This is a genomic window from Arthrobacter sp. ISL-95 (assembly GCF_018613695.1).
Taxonomy (GTDB): Bacteria; Actinomycetota; Actinomycetes; order Actinomycetales; family Micrococcaceae; genus Arthrobacter.
In genome coordinates this window covers 255,181-273,209 of the sequence record NZ_JAGGPR010000016.1, presented here as the reverse complement: position 1 = coordinate 273,209, position 18,029 = coordinate 255,181, and the positions used below count along the sequence as shown (strand labels likewise).

The following is an 18,029-nucleotide window of genomic DNA, read 5'->3' as shown; positions in this document are numbered from 1 at the left end:
GGCCATTACTACACAAGGACGGGTCATGACACAGGCGGGACGCCAGAGTTCACCACGTAACGGTTCGGGACGAAACAGTTCCGGACGCAATGAGGCAAAGGGAGGCGGCACAGGCCGCTCCAACGCCGGCGGCTTCTCCGGCCGCGGCGGCAGTGCCGGCGCTGGAAAGCGCAACTTCACCCAGGGCGAGGGCCGCCCCTTCAAGGCTTCGAAGCCGCGCGAAGCGGCACCTTTCGATCCTGACAACCCCACAACAGCGGACGATTACGACCGCGGCCAGGCGGCCAGGCCCGCAAAGCCTTTCCGCAAGCCCGGCTCCAACAAGCCTGGCTTTGGCAAGGCACCCGGCACTCCGGGTGCGATCAAGCCCAAGGCCAAGCCGGCAAGGCAGTACGGATCCAAGGCCTTCGGCAGCGAACGCTTCGGCCAGAACCTTGGACCCATCCGGAAGCCGGCACGCAACCGGGGTCCGCGACAGGAAGTCCCTCAGTCCGATCTTCACGATGCTGACGGCGTGCGCTTGCAAAAGGTCATGGCACAGGCAGGCGTGGCCTCACGCCGCGTGTGCGAGGAAATGATCCTCGAAGGACGCGTCGAGGTTGACGGTGTGGTGACCACCGAACTCGGCATGCGTGTGGATCCCACGTCCGCCGTGATTCACGTTGATGGCATCCGGATCCAGCTCGACGACACCCTCGTCTACATGGTCTTCAACAAGCCCAAGGGCGTTGTTTCCACCATGGAGGACCCGGAGGGCCGTCCCTGCATCAGCGACTTCCTCAAGAACAACAAGAACAAGGGCGAACGCCTCTTCCACGTGGGCCGCCTCGATGTCGCCACTGAGGGGCTGCTGCTGCTGACGAACGACGGCGAACTGGCCAACCGCCTGACTCACCCTTCGTATGAGGTACCCAAGACGTACTTGGTTCAGGTGCGTGGCCCCTTCCCGCAAGGCGTGGGAGCAAAGCTGAAGAACGGCGTCGAGCTCGAAGACGGCGTAGCTGCGGTGGACTCCTTCCGCTTGGTTGACTCCACCCCGGGCCACGTTCTGATTGAGGTTGTCCTGCACTCGGGCAAGAACCGCATTGTGCGTCGCATGTTCGACGCCATCGGGTTCCCGGTGGAGCGTCTTGTCCGCGTCAAGGTTGGACCCATCGGCTTGGGCGACCAGCGCCAGGGCAGCATCCGCAACCTCGGCAGGCAGGAAGTCGGGCACCTTCTGTCATCTGTGGGGCTCTAGGGCATGTCGGCATTCGGTACGCACGGCCGGGGCCATCTTGATGGCCCGGTCGTCGTTCTCGGTACAGGCTTGCTTGGGGCCAGCATTGGCCTCGGCCTGCGTGGACGCGGAGTCCCCGTTTTCCTATTTGATATCTCGCCCACCAACCAGGCGGTGGCGGTGGACATCGGTGCGGGGCGGCCCTTGGGGGAGCTGGATGAACAGCCCCGGCTGGTAGTTGTCGCGGCACCGCCGGATGTTACGGCCGACGTCGTGCAGAAGGCGCTGGCGGATTACCCGTCAGCGGTGGTGGTTGATATTGCCAGCGTCAAGGCCACCATCCAGGCACAGTTACGGGAACGCGGCGTTGACCTGGCCCGCTATGTGGGTACCCACCCCATGGCAGGCAGGGAAAAGTCCGGCCCGGTTGCGGCCAGGGGCGAGCTTTTTACATCCATGCCGTGGGTGCTCTGCCCCTCCGAGGAAACCTCGGATGCTGCACTCCGGACTGCACGTTCGCTTGCGGGGGATCTGGGAGCCATTGTTTTCCAGTTCACGGCGGACGAGCACGATGAAGCCGTCGCGTTGGTGTCTCATTTGCCGCAGATCATGTCCTCGCTTCTGGCGAGCCGCCTGCAGGGTACGCCGCTGCATGCCCTCTCTTTGGCGGGCAACGGACTCCGGGACACCACTCGCATCGCAGCCAGCGATCCCACCCTCTGGGTGCAGATCCTGGGCGGCAACGCGGAGAAGGTGGTTTCCATCCTGCACGGTGTGCGTGAGGACCTGAACCGTCTGATCGGAACCTTGGAAGAACCCCTCGCCCCCGGCGCGCGGCTCGACCTCGCCCAGCTGATCAGTGAGGGCAACGCAGGCCAGGCCCGGATTCCCGGAAAGCACGGCGGACCCCCTCAGGCTTACTCGTGGCTCACCATCCTGGTGGACGACACACCCGGCCAGATCGCGCACCTCCTTACGGAGATCGGCGAGATCGGCGTGAACCTTGAAGACCTCCGGCTCGACCACTCCTCCGGACAAAACGTGGGCATGGTGGAGCTCTCCGTGCTTCCGAGCAAGCATGACCTCCTTGTTGAAGCTTTGACTGACCGTGGATGGCGGGTACTCCAGTAATGACGCGTGAATTCTTTGGCCCGGAGACAGTTGCCCGTCCCGGCAAGCCGCTCGTGATCGCAATCGATGGCCCGTCGGGATCCGGCAAATCCAGCGTCAGCAAGGAAGTTGCCCGGCGCTTGAAGCTTGCGTACCTGGATACCGGTGCGATGTATCGTGCCCTGACCTGGTTCTGCCTGAAAACCGGCGTTGACCTTCAGGACGGCGCCGCGGTGGAACAGGCTTCAAAGATCATGCCCTTGGAGATCAGCACCAGTACCGCCACGGAGTATGTGGCGGTTGATGGGACGGACATCACGGACGAAATCCGGGATCCTTTGATTTCCTCGTCGGTCAGTGCAGTCGCCACGACGCTTGGTGCCCGCACCGAGCTGATCCGTCGCCAGCGTGAGCTGATCGACCAGCACCACCGCCGCATGGTGGTGGAAGGGCGCGACATCACCACCGTCGTCGTTCCCAATGCTGAGGTTCGCATGCTCTTGACCGCCAGCGAGGAAGCCAGGCTACGGCGTCGTGGGATCCAGCTTGGCGGGACGCAGACCAAGGAACAGCTCAAGGCCCAGGTAATCCAGCGCGATGCCAAGGACTCCACGGTGGTGAACTTCACCCAAGCGGCCGACGGCGTGGTGACGCTCGATTCTTCGGATCTGAACTTCGAGGAAACGGTGGAGACCGCCTTGGCGATCGTGAGCAAGGTTATTTATGGTGATTGAGAATCAGCTCCCCTCCGCGGGGAGCAGGCTATGGAGCCGGCCGGTGGGCTGGTTCCTGGATCACGTCATCTACCGGACCATCGTGGTGGGCAAAAGCAACGTTCCCGCGGCCGGACCCGTGGTTTTCGCGGCGAACCACATCAGCTTCCTTGACGGGCCAGTGATGTTCGGCGCGTCGCCTCGTCCCATGCACATCCTGGTCAAGAAAGAGATGTTCACAGGCTTTTTGGGCTCTGTCCTGAGGGGATCCGGACAGATTCCGGTGGACCGCTCCGGTGACCGAACCGCCCTGCACGTCGGCAAGAAACTGCTCGACGCCGGCCGTTGCGTAGGGATTCTTCCCGAAGGAACCCGGGGTGGCGGTTCGGCAGAAAACATTAGCAACGGTGTTGCGTGGCTCGCCCTCAACTCGGGAGCCACAGTTATACCGGTCGCCATCCTCGGAACCCGTCAGGGCGATGAGCATCGCGACCATATCCCCAAACCACGCCGCAAGCTCCATGTGAGCTTCGGCGAACCCATTACGGTGAAGCGCCGGAAGGGCGAACCGGGGCGTGTTTCAATGGACAGGGCGGCTGCGGAGATCCGTGAAGCCCTGGTCGGTCACGTCCAGGACGCCATACGGGCCACAGCCCAGGGTCTTCCCCTGGAACCTGCGCCCGGAGAAAACACTTCGCAGCACCGCCACTCAGCAGTAGCCGGGACGCCGGCAGACCACCACTAAGGAAAGTGCAATGAGCGATACGACTCAAAAATCCGGCCTCCACGGAGCCGGCGACGACGAATACACGCCCACCGGCACCGACCAGGTGGCGGAAAACCTGGCGGCCCTGGACGACGACGAAGCCGAGCTCCGCGCGGCCACCCTCCGGGCAGGCCTGGAGGACTACGAACTCGACGAAGAAGACGCCGCGCTGCTCAGCGGTGAATACGGCGATGAAGGCGACGAAGGTCCCCTCAAACTGGACCCGGTTCTGGCTATCATCGGGCGCCCGAACGTGGGCAAGTCCACCTTGGTCAACCGTATTCTTGGCCGCCGCGAAGCTGTTGTTGAGGACACCCCGGGCGTTACCCGCGACCGTGTGATGTACTCAGCCCGCTGGAACGGCCGCAACTTCACCTTGGTGGATACCGGTGGTTGGGAGCACGACGCCAAGGGCATCCACGCCAGGGTTGCAGAGCAGGCCGAGATGGCTGTTGAGCTTGCCGACGCCGTTCTCTTCGTGGTGGACTCCGCTGTTGGCGCAACAGCCACGGACGAGGGCGTCATGAAGATGCTCCGCAAGAGCAAGAAGCCGGTCATCATGGTGGCCAATAAGGTGGACGACTTCGCCCAGGAAGCCGATTCCGCTGCACTGTGGGGCCTGGGCTTTGGCCAACCGTACCCGGTTTCGGCCCTGCACGGCCGCGGCGTTGCAGACCTCTTGGATCACGTCATGGACACCCTGCCCGAGTTCTCCTTGGTGGATGGTGTGGAGCGTTCCGGCGGTCCTCGCCGCATCGCGCTGATTGGTCGCCCGAACGTAGGCAAGTCCTCGCTGCTCAATAAGCTTGCGGGCTCCGAGCGTGTAGTGGTTGATCCGTTGGCCGGCACCACGCGTGATCCCGTTGACGAATTCATCGAGCTCGGCGATCGCACGTGGCGCTTCGTGGACACCGCAGGTATCCGCCGCCGCCAGCACATGGCCCAGGGCGCCGACTTCTACGCTTCCCTGCGCACGCAGGCCGCGCTGGAGAAGGCGGAGGTCGCCGTCGTGCTTCTTGCTGTAGATGAGGTCCTCAGCGAGCAGGATGTCCGCATCCTGCAGTTGGCGATCGAATCCGGCCGTGCGCTGGTGCTCGCGTTCAACAAATGGGATCTGCTCGATGACGAACGCCGCCGTTACCTGGAGCGCGAAATCGACCAGGACCTTGCCCATGTGGAGTGGGCTCCGCGCGTGAATATCTCGGCCAAGACCGGCTGGCACAAGGACAGGCTTGTCCCCGCGCTGGACATTGCTTTGGAGAGCTGGGACCGCCGTATCCCCACCGGACGCCTCAACGCGTTCCTGGGCGAACTCGTGGCAGCGCACCCGCACCCGGTCCGTGGCGGAAAGCAGCCTCGCATCCTCTTCGGCACCCAGGCATCCAGCCGCCCGCCGAAGTTCGTGCTGTTCACCACCGGCTTCCTGGACCCGGGATACCGTCGCTTCATCACGCGTCGCCTCCGCGAAACGTTTGGCTTTGAGGGCACGCCCATTGAGGTCAACATGCGCGTACGCGAGAAGCGTGGCAAGAAGCGCTAAGTGAGACGGGCATCACAACCCACTTTGGCCGTGGTGGCGTCTCCGACCTCCAACTTCGTGTAAGCTTTTGGAGGTGGTTCGGCCGGACTGCTTAGGTGAGACTCTTCGGAGGAAAACTTAGGCGGAGAACGGTGGAACCAGCGGGCTGTAGCGCAGCTTGGTAGCGCACTTGACTGGGGGTCAAGGGGTCGCAGGTTCAAATCCTGTCAGCCCGACCATGAAGGCCGGAATCACGTGGAAACACGCTGATTCCGGCCTTTGGTCGTTAAGACGCCTTGCTCCCGGCCTTGTTTGCATAACTCGCCGTTGAACGTCGGGGGATACAAGCAAGGCCGGGCGATCAGGCTAGGCCTTCTGCAGTGCGCCGAGCGCCCGCACCAGGGGCTCGAGTTCGGGTACTGACTCGGCGGCCTCAAGGGCGGAGGCCAGGGTCTGGTCATGCACGGGCTTGGCAGCTTCGAGAAGCTTCTGGCCTGCCTGTGTCAGCTCGGTGTAAATGCCGCGACGGTCGTCGGCGCACAGGATGCGGGTGAGGAGGCCCCGGTCCTCGAGTCGGTTAACCAGACGAGTGGTGGCGCTGCTGGACAGGGCGGTGGCGCGGGCCAGCTGCTGCATCCGCATGTGCCAACCGTCCTGGCGACTCAGTGCGTCCAGGACCGTGTATTCCACCACCGACAGGTCACTTGAAGCCTGGAGGGCCTTCTCGAGCTCCGTTTCGATGCTTCCGTGCAGGGCGGCAAGGGTTCGCCAGCCCTGCGCCCGTACTTCTACGGCGTCATCCTTGATGCCCATGTCTGCTGTGCTCCTGCCTTGATGTGGTGTAGATCGAGATGCATTGCAAGTAGTTGCTTGCGCAAGTATCTAGCGTGTGCAACTATATATAGAGCGTCTGCAACTATTATTCTACGGTTCCTGGCGACGCACTTCCACTTCACCTCGGAACCGACCATTTTAAGGAGCTCCACATGCCCGCAGGGTTGATTGCCCTTGCCCTCGGCGGATTCGGCATCGGACTGACCGAATTCGTGATCATGGGTCTCTTGCCGGAAGTTGCTGCCGACTTCCAGGTCAGCGAGGCTTCGGCCGGCTGGTTCATCTCGGGCTATGCCCTGAGCGTCACCGTCGGCGCCCTCCTGGTGACGGCCGCAGTGACCAGGCTGCCCCGCAAGCCGGTTCTCGTCGGCTTGCTCGGCTTGTTCATCGCCGGGAACTTCTTGTCCGCCATGGCCGACAGCTATGCGGCCATGATGATCGGCCGCATCATCGCGGCACTCTGCCACGGCGCGTTCTTCGGCATCGGTTCAGTGGTAGCCGCGAGCCTCGTGCCTTCCCACAAGAAGGCCGGGGCCATCGCCATCATGTTCACCGGCCTTACCGCGGCCAACGTCCTGGGTGTTCCTTTCGGCACGCTGCTGGGCCAGAACTTCGGCTGGCGCTCAACCTTCTGGGCGATCACCGCCATAGGTGTGGTTGCCTTGCTCGGCATCGCGCTCATGGTTCCCAAAGCCACCACGGAACCCACCAAGGGCCTCCGCAGCGAACTGGGTGCCTTCACGTCCGGTCAAGTGTGGCTCTCCATCATCGTCACGGTTCTTGGATTTGGTGGCATGTTCGGTGCCTTCACCTATATCGCCTTCACCCTCACCGAGGTTTCGGGATTTGAGTCAGGAGCTGTGCCGTGGCTCCTGGTGCTGTTCGGTGGCGGGCTGTTTGTTGGCAACTTCCTGGGCGGCAAGGCCGCGGACAGAGCGTTGGACAAGTCACTCATTGTCATCCTCGCCGGGCTTGTTGCAGTGTTGATTTTCTTCGCACTCACTGCTTCGAACAGCACCGCAACGCTGGTGTCACTGGCGCTCATGGGCGGTTTCGGCTTTGCTACCGTCCCGGGGCTCCAAATGCGCGTAATGCACTTCGCTTCTACGGCACCAACGCTGGCATCGGGGGCGAACATTGGCGCCTTCAACCTCGGCAACGCTCTCGGGGCCTGGCTTGGTGGCGTAACCATCACCGCAGGTCTCGGCTACACCTCGCCCATCTGGGCTGGAGCAGGTATCACCGTCGCCGCACTGCTGGTCATGCTGGCCGCGGCCGCAGCAGCGAAACGCGGGGGAACTGCGGCACCTGCTGTAACTCCCGACGTCGAACGCGAACCGCGCGACGCAACTGTCGCCTGACGCCGGGTGAGAAGCCGGGCTGCAAGGCCCGGCGATGAAATGAAGAAGCCCGCCACGGATAATCCGTGGCGGGCTTCGACGCGTCTTAGGCGCTTGGTGTGGTGTTGTGCGCTTCAGCTTCAGCGCTCTTCGCGGCCTTGAGGCGCTGGTTCTCTGCTTGCCTGAGCACCTTCATTTGCTTTCCCCTGCGCCGCCACACCGCCCAGAGGATGGTGACCGCAATGAAGATGAGCAGAGCAGCAACGGCGGAAATGGCTGTCCAAGTGGTGAAGAACCCGGCATCCACGCTCAACGTCCTCTGGCCGGCGTGGGCTGACTCCGTGTTGCCGAAGGCGATGCCGGCGGTGAGCAGATTAGGCGTGGCGATGGCGACTGCAATCAGGATAATAGCGATTTTCCAGGGCCAGGACACCGATTTGCGGGTGGCTTGCCACGCTACGAGGAACGGAATGAAAGTGAAAACGAACCCGTAGAACATGCCCACCAAAACGCTGGCCCCAAGATCGCGCCGGACCTGTCCGGCGATGACATCGGACCACCAGCGGGGAAGAATGGCCCCAAGGATGAAGTAAGCGGCCACAGCGACAAGTACGGCCACCAGGATCAGGATTATTTTGAGGCCCGTATTGCGCTTTTTCTGAGCTGGTACTTGTGCTTGTTCGGTCATGGGTCAATCATGGCAGAGACCCCATCAGGTGCAGGGGAAATGTGCCTATACTTTCAGCGGTGGCCATCAGAAGGGCCGCCGTCGAGGTTCGTAAATGTCCCGATGAAAGGCCACCAGTGAGCAATATTCCGGAAGAACTCTCCTACACCGCAGAACACGAGTGGGTCACTGCTCCAGATGCCGACGGCGTGGTGCGCATTGGCATCACAGACTTTGCTCAGGACGCCTTGGGGGACGTTGTCTATGCCCAAATGCCCGAGCCAGGTACAAAAGTCACCGGCAATGAAGTTGTTGGCGAAGTGGAGTCCACCAAAAGCGTCAGCGATATCTACGCGCCGGTGACAGGTGAAGTCACCAATCGAAATGACGCCCTGGACACTGATCCGGCCCTGATTAACTCGGACCCGTACGGTGAGGGATGGCTTATCGAAGTAAAGCTTGCAGAAGCTGATGCAGTGGAATCCCTGCTCAGTGCATCGGAGTACGAACAACAGGTAGGCTAAAGTTATCTGGCCCGTCAGGCTGCTTTCCTTAAACCGGAAAGCGGGACGGCGGGCCAGCAACCGATTTGCCCGGCGGTACCGGGAGGCGGAAGTGGCCGGCGGGGTTTGGAACTGCCGGCGGATGAGGAGGAAATTCCATGGTTGGCGGCGAACAGAATCAAGCCAATGTCGGGAACGGCGCGGAGGAACAGCCGACGTCGGAGACCACCTCGATCAGCATCACGCCAACGTGGGACGAGCCGAGCATTGCGCCCAAGTTGGCCCCTGAAGAGCGTGCATCCGTAGACGCGCTTCCGCCGAACTCAGCATTGCTCATTGCGCACAGCGGCCCCAACGCCGGTGCTCGTTTCCTGTTGGACGCGGACACCACCACGGCTGGGCGGCACCCGGATGCCGACATCTTTCTGGACGATGTCACAGTATCCCGCAAGCATGTGCAGTTCATCCGGTCCGAATCCGGATTCGAGCTGGTGGACATGGGAAGCCTCAACGGAACGTACGTTAATCACGACCGCGTAGACCGTGTGCACCTGAAGAGCGGCAACGAGGTTCAGATCGGCAAGTTCCGGTTGACCTACTACCTGAGCCCTGTTCGCGCAGCAGGCCAAGTCTGACGGGGTATCTGCCTGTGGCTATGGCCCAGCAGGACCGCCGCGGACCGCAGGTCCTGAATATAGGGGAAGTCCTTGCTCAGCTGAGTGACGACTTTCCCGGCATGACGGCGTCCAAGATCCGTTTCCTTGAGGAAAAAGGACTTATCAACCCCAAACGGACTCCTGCCGGTTACCGTCAGTACGCAGACAGCGATGTTGAGCGGCTCCGTTTCGTCCTGGCTCTTCAGCGCGATCAGTACCTGCCGCTGAAGGTCATCAAGGATTATCTCGACGCTATCGATCGCGGCGAGAGGCCGGAGAATCTCCCTTCGGGTGTCACGGTGTCGCCCAGGGTGGTCTCTGCGGAGATGGCAGCTGAGGTGCAAGGGCGCGCCCGTGCCCTCACCGAAGAGCAGTTGCGTGCCGAGTCGGGCGCCAGCGTTCCGTTGCTCGAATCACTGCTGAGCTTTGGGCTGATCAGCCACGTGGGCGGCAAGTTTGACGAACACGCCCTCCAGGTGGCGCGGGCCTGCGTTCAGCTGGAAGGTCACGGCCTGGAGCCCCGGCACCTACGGCCTTTCCAGGCTGCAGCCGAGCGGGAGTTCGGCTTGGTGGAGAGGGCTGTTGCACCCTTGACCTCGCGGCGGGACGCTGCGTCGCAGGCCCGGGCTGCTGAGGCTGCCCGCGAAATCAGCGATCTTTGCCTTACCCTGCACAGGGCTTTGATGCACCACCGTATCTCCCGGATGGACAGCTGATGATCGAAGTCGAAATCGTCGGGGTCCGGATCGAACTGCCGTCCAACCAGCCTTTGGTGCTTCTAAGGGAGATCAACGGAGAGCGGCATGTTCCCATCTGGATCGGGACTCCTGAAGCCAGCGCAATCGCCCTGGCCCAGCAGGGCGTTGTCCCGCCCCGGCCCATGACACACGATCTTTTGGTGGATGTTGTGGAGTCCTTGGGACATTCCATCATCAGCGTGAACATTGTGGCCGTGGAAGACAACATCTTCTATGGACAACTGCAGTTCGACGACGGCACGGTGGTAAGTTCCCGGGCTTCTGACGCGCTGGCCCTGGCATTGCGCGCCAAGTGCCGCATCTGGTGTGCCGATGCTGTGATGGAGGAAGCCGGCGTACGCATCACCGAGCACGACGAAGGTGAGGATTCAGAACCGGATCCAGTGGATGAAGAGCGGGAAATGCGGCGTTTCCGGGAGTTCCTGGACGACGTGGAACCGGAAGATTTCGAAGGCTGATCCACCCTAAGCCTAAAGTTGAGGGTGAAACTTTCGACACGACCTCATTTTGGGGCCAAGGTCTTTGACCTCGGCGCCTCACAGGCCTAACGTCGAAGTTATCAAGTTCCCGTTGCATACACTGCCTGCGCAAGTCACACTGGAAGGTGCGGACTTGCGGGAATTACACTGCTGCATTTCGCCGTTGTATCAGGGTATGCACCGTCCCCAAGGGAACTGAGAACAAGGAGGTCACGTGAGTCCGAAAGGCGAAGCAGGCGAGCTGAAGCAGTCCTCTGCCGGTATTGCTGCGCCCGCATCCGGCGCCCAAGGTTTGCTCTTCACGGAGGACCTTCCTGTGCTGGATGAGGACGCGGGCTACCGCGGTCCCACTGCTTGCAAGGCCGCAGGCATCACCTACCGCCAGCTCGACTATTGGGCGCGTACGGGTTTGGTTGAACCTGCCGTCCGCGGCGCAGCCGGTTCAGGTTCGCAGCGGCTCTATGGCTTCCGCGATATTCTCGTTCTCAAAGTGGTCAAACGTCTCCTTGACACCGGCGTATCACTCCAGCAGATTCGCACAGCGGTGGAACACCTCCGCGAGCGGGGCGTCGAGGACCTTGCGCAGATCACGCTGATGAGCGATGGTGCCAGTGTCTACGAATGTACATCCGCCGATGAGGTCATCGACCTCGTTCAGGGCGGGCAAGGCGTCTTCGGCATCGCCGTGGGGCGCGTATGGCGGGAAGTAGAGGGCAGCCTGGCCGCGCTTCCCAGCGAGCATGCTGGTGATCAGTCCTTTCCCGACGACGAATTGAGCAAGCGACGCGTCGCGCGCCGCATCAGCTAAACACGCGCCGCATCAGCTAAACATCTGCCCAAGCATAAGAATTAACGAAGGAAGGCCTCGTCCCTGCAGGGACGAGGCCTTCCTTCGTGCGTAGTGCGTGTTTTCCGGATAGTGTGCCGGTGGTGGCGCTAACGCTGGCGACGGTCCCGCAATGAGGATTGTCCGGCCAGGAGGCTTTCAAGGAGGGCATCGAAGAGTTTGGCGGCGTTCTTTGCCGAGTCTCCGGGCCAGTGATGGACCGAATGGGCTGCACCTTGGATCTGCTGCCAGTTGGCCTGCTCCGGAATGTGTGGCGTCAGGAGCAGTTCGCCGAACATGGATTCCATTTCAGCTAAGCGGAAAGTGTGCTCTACAGATCCCGTGCGGACTCTGTTGGCAACAATGCCGGCCGGGGCCAAGTTGGGGGCGAACTCCTGCCGGAACAGCTGAATGGCGCGCATGGTGCGCTCGGTGCCTGCCACGGAGAAGAGCCCGGGCTCGGCCACGAGTACTACGCGGTCGCTGGCGCTCCACGCCATACGAGTCAGCCCGTTGAGGGAGGGCGGGCAGTCAACCAGCACGAGTTCGTAGTTGGTAGTACCAGCCAGTACCGCTGAAAGCCTGCGGAGGTCGCGCCTGCCCAAATCCGGGCGGTCATAGATTCCCGTGAAGGCCGAACCGACTGCTACATCCAAGATGCCGTTGCTTGAGCCGTTGGAAACCCAACTGCTGCCGGCCACATTGCCCGCCAAGTTTGCTTTCCGCGGGCTTTTCAGCATGCGGCCGATGTCCAGTTGTCCGCCTGGCTGAACGCCAAGTGCCGTGGTGGCGTCGGCGTGCGGATCGAGATCCACCACCAATGTGGAAATACCGGCTGCGAGGGCCGCGGACGCCAGACCGGTGGTTACGGACGTCTTTCCCACTCCACCTTTGAGGCTGCTGATGCTGACTACTTGCACTTGAAAACCCAAAACCTAACGCCGGTTGCCGTATCGCGCTGATTCGCTCCGGAAGCGCCGGAGCAGGGGCTTGCCGAAGCCCCCTCAACATCATATGGTGCATCGCGGTGGTTTCCCGCTTTCTACGCGCCCGCCGCCGGGGGATAGCTCTCGGCAATAGCATGCCGTCGGATCGCGCGCACGCCTATACAGCCCACATGACGATTCCTTTGTGATGGTTGCCACAAAGATTTGTGTTTGATGCTGGCGGCACTACACACTGTGACCACCGACCGATCCACCCGCAATGATGCAGGAGAAGTATGTTTTCGAAAATTCTGGTGGCCAATCGCGGCGAAATCGCGATCAGGGCGTTTCGCGCTGGTTACGAACTGGGCGCCAAGACCGTAGCCGTCTTTCCGCATGAGGACCGTAACTCGATCCACCGGCAGAAGGCCGACGAAGCTTACCTGATCGGCGAGGTGGGCCACCCCGTCCGCGCCTACTTGGACGTAGAGGAGGTTGTCCGCGTCGCCAAAGAAGCCGGCGCTGACGCCATTTACCCCGGTTATGGCTTTCTCTCGGAGAACCCGGACCTCGCCCGTGCTGCCAAGGCGGCAGGAATTACCTTTGTGGGTCCGCCCGCGGAGGTTCTGGAGCTCGCAGGCAACAAGGTGGCCGCTTTGGAGGCCGCACGTAAGGCAGGCGTCCCTGTCCTGAAGTCGAGCAAGCCCTCCAAGGACCTTGACGAGCTCATCGCTGCAGCTGACGAGATCGGCTTTCCGATCTTCGCCAAGGCCGTGGCCGGTGGCGGCGGCCGCGGTATGCGCCGAGTGGAGACGCGCGAAGCCCTTCCTGAAGCATTGCAGTCCGCCATGCGGGAAGCTGATGCAGCTTTTGGCGATCCCACTATGTTCCTGGAGCAGGCAGTCCTGCGTCCCCGCCACATTGAAGTGCAGATTCTGGCTGACGCCGAAGGCAACGTCATGCACCTCTTTGAGCGCGACTGTTCGCTGCAGCGCCGCCACCAGAAAGTGGTGGAGATCGCGCCCGCGCCGAACCTGGATGAGAACATTCGCCAGGCCCTTTACAGGGATGCGGTGGCGTTCGCCAAGGCCCTGAACTACGTCAACGCCGGAACCGTGGAGTTCCTGGTGGACACGGAGGGGGAGCGGGCCGGCCAGCACGTCTTCATAGAGATGAACCCCCGTATTCAGGTTGAGCACACCGTCACCGAGGAAATCACCGATGTTGACCTCGTGCAGGCACAGATGCGCATCGCCTCGGGTGAAACCCTTGCGGACCTGGGGCTTAGCCAGGATTCGGTGTCCATCAAGGGCGCTGCCATCCAGTGCCGTATCACCACCGAGGACCCCTCCAACGGCTTCCGCCCTGACGTTGGAAAGATCACCGGCTACCGTTCCGCCGGTGGTGCCGGCGTCAGGCTCGACGGCGGTACGGTCTATTCGGGTGCCGAGATCAGCCCGCACTTTGACTCCATGCTCGTGAAGCTGACCTGCCGTGGCCGCGATTACCCCGCCGCTGTGGCCCGTGCGCGTCGTGGCCTGGCCGAGTTCCGCATTCGTGGCGTGTCCACCAACATTCCGTTCCTGCAGGCAGTGCTTGCGGATCCGGACTTCATCGCCGGAAACGTGGCCACGGACTTCATCGACAAGCGCCCTGAGCTGCTGAAGTCGCACATTTCCGCAGACCGCGGCACCAAGTTGCTCACCTGGCTGGCAGAAGTCACCGTGAACAAGCCAAACGGCGAACTCGCTGTCCATTCGGACCCGGCCAGCAAGCTTCCGGTGATCGACGGGCCGGTTCCCACATCGGGCTCGCGCCAGAAGTTGATTGAACTTGGCCCGGAAGGCTTCGCGAAGGCGCTTCGTGAACAGCAAGCACTGGCTGTCACGGACACCACGTTCCGTGATGCTCACCAGTCGCTGTTGGCAACGCGTGTGCGTACCCGCGACCTCGTAGCTGCCGGCCCCGCAGTCACGGCACTCATGCCGGAGTTGCTTTCCGTGGAGGCTTGGGGCGGTGCAACGTACGACGTCGCGCTCCGCTTCCTTGGTGAGGATCCGTGGGACCGCTTGGCTGCTTTGCGCAAGGCGTTGCCGAACACCTGTATCCAGATGCTGCTCCGCGGACGTAACACGGTGGGCTACACCCCGTACCCGGAGGAAGTGACGGAGGCCTTCGTTAACGAGGCTGCCGCTACAGGCATCGATATCTTCCGTATCTTCGACGCCCTCAACGACGTTAACCAGATGGCCCCCGCCATTCGAGCCGTTCGTGCCACCGGGACGGCCGTTGCGGAAGTTGCCCTGTGCTACACCGGTAATCTTCTGGACCCCAACGAGGACCTGTACACCCTCGACTACTACCTGGACCTGGCCCAGAAGATCGTCGACGCTGGTGCACATATCCTGGCCATCAAGGACATGGCCGGCCTGCTGCGTCCGGCTGCTGCGGCGAAGCTGGTCTCGGCACTGCGCGAGCGTTTCGATCTCCCCGTGCACCTGCACACGCACGACACCGCGGGCGGTCAGCTTGCCACCTTGCTGGCAGCTGTTGACGCCGGCGTGGACGCAGTTGATGTGGCAGCGGCTTCCCTGGCCGGCACCACCAGCCAGCCCGCAGCGTCCGCATTGGTTGCTGCCTTGGCCAACACGCCCCGCGATACCGGTCTTAGCTTGGCCAACGTTGGCGCGCTCGAGCCCTACTGGGAAGCTGTACGCCGCGTCTACGCCCCCTTCGAATCCGGTCTTCCGGGTCCTACAGGTCGCGTCTACCAGCACGAAATCCCCGGCGGTCAGTTGTCCAACCTTCGCCAGCAGGCCATCGCGTTGGGTCTCGGTGAGCAGTTTGAGGCGATCGAGGACATGTACACGGCGGCTGACCGCATCCTTGGCCGCTTGGTGAAGGTTACTCCGTCCTCCAAGGTGGTGGGCGATCTCGCGTTGCACCTGGTTGGGCTCAATGCCGATCCCGCAGACTTCAACGAGAACCCGCAGAACTACGACATCCCGGATTCCGTGATCGGCTTCCTCTCCGGCGAACTTGGTGATCCTCCCGGAGGCTGGCCCGAGCCGTTCCGCACCAAAGCCCTTCAGGGCCGTAGCGTCAAGGTCCGCGACGTCGATATCAGCGCAGAGGACAGCGCAGCGCTCAAGGGTGACTCCAAGACGCGACAGCACACGCTGAACCGTTTGCTCTTCGCGGGTCCCACCAAGGATTACCTGAAGAGCGTTGACACTTATGGCAACATCTCCGTGCTGGATACCCGTGACTACCTGTACGGTCTCCAGCAGGGCGCAGAACACGTCATCGAGCTGGAGAAGGGCGTCCGCCTCATAGCCCAGCTTGAAGCTGTCTCAGAAGCCGATGAGAAGGGCCTGCGCACTGTGATGTGCACGCTCAACGGACAGTCCCGGCCGGTTGTTGTCCGCGACCGTTCGGTGGTCAGTAACGTCAAGGCAGCAGAGAAGGCAGATCCGGCACAGCCGGGTCAGGTTGCCGCTCCGTTTGCCGGCGCAGTTACCGTGACGGTCAAGGCGGGCGATGCAGTCAACGCCGGCGATACCGTGGCCACCATTGAGGCGATGAAGATGGAAGCGTCCATCACCACCCCGGTGGCGGGCACGGTTTCACGCCTCGCCATTTCCTCTGTGGAGCAGGTCCAAGGCGGCGACTTGCTGCTGGTGATCGGCTAGCCGTACACGCAAAAGTACCCCGTCCGGAAACATCCGGACGGGGTACTTTTTTGTTCCCGGTGCCTAGGAAGCGCGGGGTGCTGAGTACATTTCCTCGATGACGGCGTCGAAGTCCTTCATGACCTGCGCACGCTTGACCTTGAGGGACGGCGTCAGGTGCCCTGAGGCTTCAGTGAAGTCCGCCGGGACGATCCTGAAGGACTTGATGGCCTCGGCCTGGGAGACGGACTGGTTGGCTTTGCTGATGAGCTCCTGGACTGCGGCCTTCACTACGGCGTGGTCAGTGGCGTCGGCAAGCGTGGTGCCCGCGGGCAGTCCGTGGCGGTCAAGCCAGCCCGGGAGCGCTTCTTCATCCAGAGTGACCAAAGCGCCGATGAATGGCCGGTTGTCGCCCACTACCAGAACTTGGGAAACCAGGGCATCCGCGCGGATCTGATCCTCCAACAGGGCAGGAACTACGTTCTTCCCGCTCGCGGTCACAATGATTTCCTTCTTGCGGCCGGTGATTTTAAGGAAGCCGTTGCTGTCCAGTTCGCCGATGTCACCGGTCCGGAACCAGCCGTCGGCAAACGTCTCGGCCGTGAGGTCTTCACGGTTGTAGTAGCCCCGCATGACGCAGACGCCCTTGGCGAGGATTTCGCCGTCGTCAGCGATCTTCACCGAGTTGCCCGGCAACGGGGCGCCCACGGTGCCGATTCTGATCATGGACGGCGTGTTCACAGAGATGGGGGCGGTGGTTTCCGTCAGGCCGTAGCCTTCCAGGATCTGCAGGCCGATGCCTTGGAAGAAGTGGCCCAGGCGTTCACCCAAGGGACCGCCGCCGGAGACGGCGTGTGCAACATGGCCGCCCATGGCGGCTCGGAGCTTCCCGTAGACGAGTTTGTCGAACACGGCGTGCTTGATCTTCAAACCAAGACCCAGCGAACCGGCCTCGCGCGCCTTGGAGTAGGCGATCGCAGTATCCACTGCCCGGTGGAAGATGGCGCCCTTGCCGCCGTCCTCTGCCTTGGTCAGTGCCGAGTTGTACACCTTTTCGAAGACCCGGGGTACAGCCAGGATGAACGTCGGCTGGAAGCTCTGGAGGTCAGCCAACAGATTCTTGATGTCCGGGGTATGTGCCACCTGGACGCCGCCGGCAACAGCCAGCACGGAGATGAAGCGGGCGAAGACGTGCGCCAGGGGGAGGAACATGATGGTCTTGCCCGACTCGTTGATGATCTCAGGCAGGGAAGCGCGGGCGTTCTCCGAAAGTTCCACAAAGTTGCCGTGCGTCAGTTCGCAGCCTTTGGGTCTGCCCGTGGTGCCGGAGGTATAGATGATCGTGGCGAGATCCTTGAGGCCGGCCGAGGAACGGCGGGACTCAAGTTCGTCGTCGGGGACCCCTGCGCCTGCAGTGCGCAGGGCGTCCAGTCCGGCACCCTCAAGCTGCCAGACGTTGGCAACGGACGTGATGTCCTCTGCGGCCACAGCCTGTCGGATGACGTCCTCATGGTGTGCCGCTTCGCCGAAGGCAGCCACGGCACCGGAGTCACCGAGGTTCCAGGCCACCTGCGAGGGGGAGGACGTTTCGTAGATGGGGACGGAGACGGCGCCGGCAAACCAAATGGCAAAGTCCACGAGGGACCATTCGTAGCGCGTGCGGGACATGATGCCCACGCGGTCGCCTACACCAACACCACTGGCGATGAGCCCTTTAGCCAAGGCACGCACGTCCTCGAGGAAGTCCTTGGCGCGGATGTCCTGCCACTGCCCGTCACTGTCCCGCTTTGAGAAAAGGGCAGGGTTGGATGCTTTCTCTGCCTCGCGGATCACGAAGTCCGTGATGTTGGTTTCCGGGGCAATGTTCACGAGGGGAGGAACACTAATTTCACGCACGGTAGCTCCTTTGATATCCACGGGCCACGAGGGGCTGCTTTCACTCTAGTATGCCCGCTCGCGGTGGTGTGTTCTATTTCACCTACTGGCGAGTAACTTTACGGATCAGCAGTCATGTCAAGCAAATGCGGGCCCTCTGCGCCGTG

16 protein-coding genes and 1 tRNA gene are annotated in these 18,029 nt (G+C 62.1%); 13 read left to right on the top strand and 4 right to left on the bottom strand.

Going from position 1 to position 18,029, the window contains the following annotated elements; translation table 11 throughout:
- Positions 1–25 precede the first annotated feature (25 nt).
- From J7I86_RS20010 to J7I86_RS19985, 6 genes are all read left to right on the top strand, one after another.
- Positions 26–1,240 carry a pseudouridine synthase gene (locus J7I86_RS20010; protein WP_214822612.1) on the top strand — a complete coding sequence of 405 codons (1,215 nt, stop codon included), beginning with the start codon at positions 26–28 and terminating at the stop codon, positions 1,238–1,240.
- Positions 1,241–1,243: 3 nt separating this feature from the next.
- Positions 1,244–2,350 carry a prephenate dehydrogenase gene (locus tag J7I86_RS20005; protein WP_214822611.1) on the top strand — a complete coding sequence of 369 codons (1,107 nt, stop codon included), beginning with the start codon at positions 1,244–1,246 and terminating at the stop codon, positions 2,348–2,350.
- Positions 2,350–3,063: a (d)CMP kinase gene (gene cmk, locus J7I86_RS20000; RefSeq protein WP_214822610.1), complete on the top strand. Its 714-nt coding sequence runs from the start codon at positions 2,350–2,352 to the stop codon at positions 3,061–3,063. The genes J7I86_RS20005 and cmk overlap by 1 nt, the downstream gene beginning before the upstream one ends.
- A complete protein-coding gene (locus tag J7I86_RS19995; protein ID WP_214822609.1) occupies positions 3,053–3,787 on the top strand; it encodes a 1-acyl-sn-glycerol-3-phosphate acyltransferase in 735 nt (244 codons plus the stop codon). Before cmk ends, J7I86_RS19995 begins: the two co-directional genes overlap by 11 nt.
- Positions 3,788–3,797: 10 nt before the next feature.
- Positions 3,798–5,348, top strand: a complete 1,551-nt coding sequence (der, locus tag J7I86_RS19990; RefSeq protein ID WP_105690808.1) for a ribosome biogenesis GTPase Der — start codon at positions 3,798–3,800, stop codon at positions 5,346–5,348.
- Between the two features lie 141 nt (positions 5,349–5,489).
- Positions 5,490–5,566: transfer RNA gene (locus J7I86_RS19985), tRNA-Pro, on the top strand.
- A gap of 127 nt (positions 5,567–5,693) precedes the next feature.
- Here the strand turns inward: J7I86_RS19985 and J7I86_RS19980 are convergent.
- Complete coding sequence (locus tag J7I86_RS19980) at positions 5,694–6,140, bottom strand: MarR family winged helix-turn-helix transcriptional regulator (RefSeq protein ID WP_214822608.1); 447 nt, start codon at positions 6,138–6,140, stop codon at positions 5,694–5,696.
- Between the two features lie 173 nt (positions 6,141–6,313).
- Here J7I86_RS19980 and J7I86_RS19975 point away from each other — a divergent pair, with 173 nt between their 5' ends.
- Positions 6,314–7,522 carry an MFS transporter gene (locus tag J7I86_RS19975; RefSeq protein WP_214822607.1) on the top strand — a complete coding sequence of 403 codons (1,209 nt, stop codon included), beginning with the start codon at positions 6,314–6,316 and terminating at the stop codon, positions 7,520–7,522.
- An 85-nt stretch (positions 7,523–7,607) separates the two neighbouring features.
- Here J7I86_RS19975 and J7I86_RS19970 read toward each other — a convergent pair whose 3' ends face one another.
- Positions 7,608–8,189: a hypothetical protein gene (locus J7I86_RS19970; protein WP_214822606.1), complete on the bottom strand. Its 582-nt coding sequence runs from the start codon at positions 8,187–8,189 to the stop codon at positions 7,608–7,610.
- 116 nt (positions 8,190–8,305) lie between these two features.
- On the opposite strand from J7I86_RS19970, the gene gcvH reads away from it, so the two are divergent.
- From gcvH to J7I86_RS19945, 5 genes are all read left to right on the top strand, one after another.
- Positions 8,306–8,692: a glycine cleavage system protein GcvH gene (gene gcvH / locus J7I86_RS19965; protein ID WP_024820444.1), complete on the top strand. Its 387-nt coding sequence runs from the start codon at positions 8,306–8,308 to the stop codon at positions 8,690–8,692.
- A 137-nt stretch (positions 8,693–8,829) separates the two neighbouring features.
- Positions 8,830–9,306, top strand: coding sequence for an FHA domain-containing protein (locus J7I86_RS19960; protein WP_159734836.1), 477 nt, complete (start codon positions 8,830–8,832; stop codon positions 9,304–9,306).
- A 20-nt stretch (positions 9,307–9,326) separates the two neighbouring features.
- Positions 9,327–10,043 (top strand): MerR family transcriptional regulator, encoded by a 717-nt coding sequence (locus tag J7I86_RS19955; protein ID WP_214822605.1) that lies wholly within the window; start codon positions 9,327–9,329, stop codon positions 10,041–10,043.
- Positions 10,043–10,543, top strand: coding sequence for a bifunctional nuclease family protein (locus J7I86_RS19950; RefSeq protein ID WP_214822604.1), 501 nt, complete (start codon positions 10,043–10,045; stop codon positions 10,541–10,543). Before J7I86_RS19955 ends, J7I86_RS19950 begins: the two co-directional genes overlap by 1 nt.
- A 235-nt stretch (positions 10,544–10,778) precedes the next feature.
- Positions 10,779–11,372, top strand: a complete 594-nt coding sequence (locus tag J7I86_RS19945) for a MerR family transcriptional regulator (protein ID WP_214822603.1) — start codon at positions 10,779–10,781, stop codon at positions 11,370–11,372.
- 128 nt (positions 11,373–11,500) lie between these two features.
- On the opposite strand, the gene J7I86_RS19940 is transcribed toward J7I86_RS19945, so the two are convergent.
- Positions 11,501–12,310, bottom strand: coding sequence for a ParA family protein (locus tag J7I86_RS19940; protein WP_214822602.1), 810 nt, complete (start codon positions 12,308–12,310; stop codon positions 11,501–11,503).
- 302 nt (positions 12,311–12,612) lie between these two features.
- On the opposite strand from J7I86_RS19940, the gene J7I86_RS19935 reads away from it, so the two are divergent.
- Complete coding sequence (locus J7I86_RS19935) at positions 12,613–16,008, top strand: pyruvate carboxylase (RefSeq protein WP_214822601.1); 3,396 nt, start codon at positions 12,613–12,615, stop codon at positions 16,006–16,008.
- A gap of 63 nt (positions 16,009–16,071) precedes the next feature.
- Here J7I86_RS19935 and J7I86_RS19930 read toward each other — a convergent pair whose 3' ends face one another.
- Positions 16,072–17,883 carry a long-chain fatty acid--CoA ligase gene (locus tag J7I86_RS19930; protein ID WP_214822600.1) on the bottom strand — a complete coding sequence of 604 codons (1,812 nt, stop codon included), beginning with the start codon at positions 17,881–17,883 and terminating at the stop codon, positions 16,072–16,074.
- Positions 17,884–18,029 lie beyond the last annotated feature (146 nt).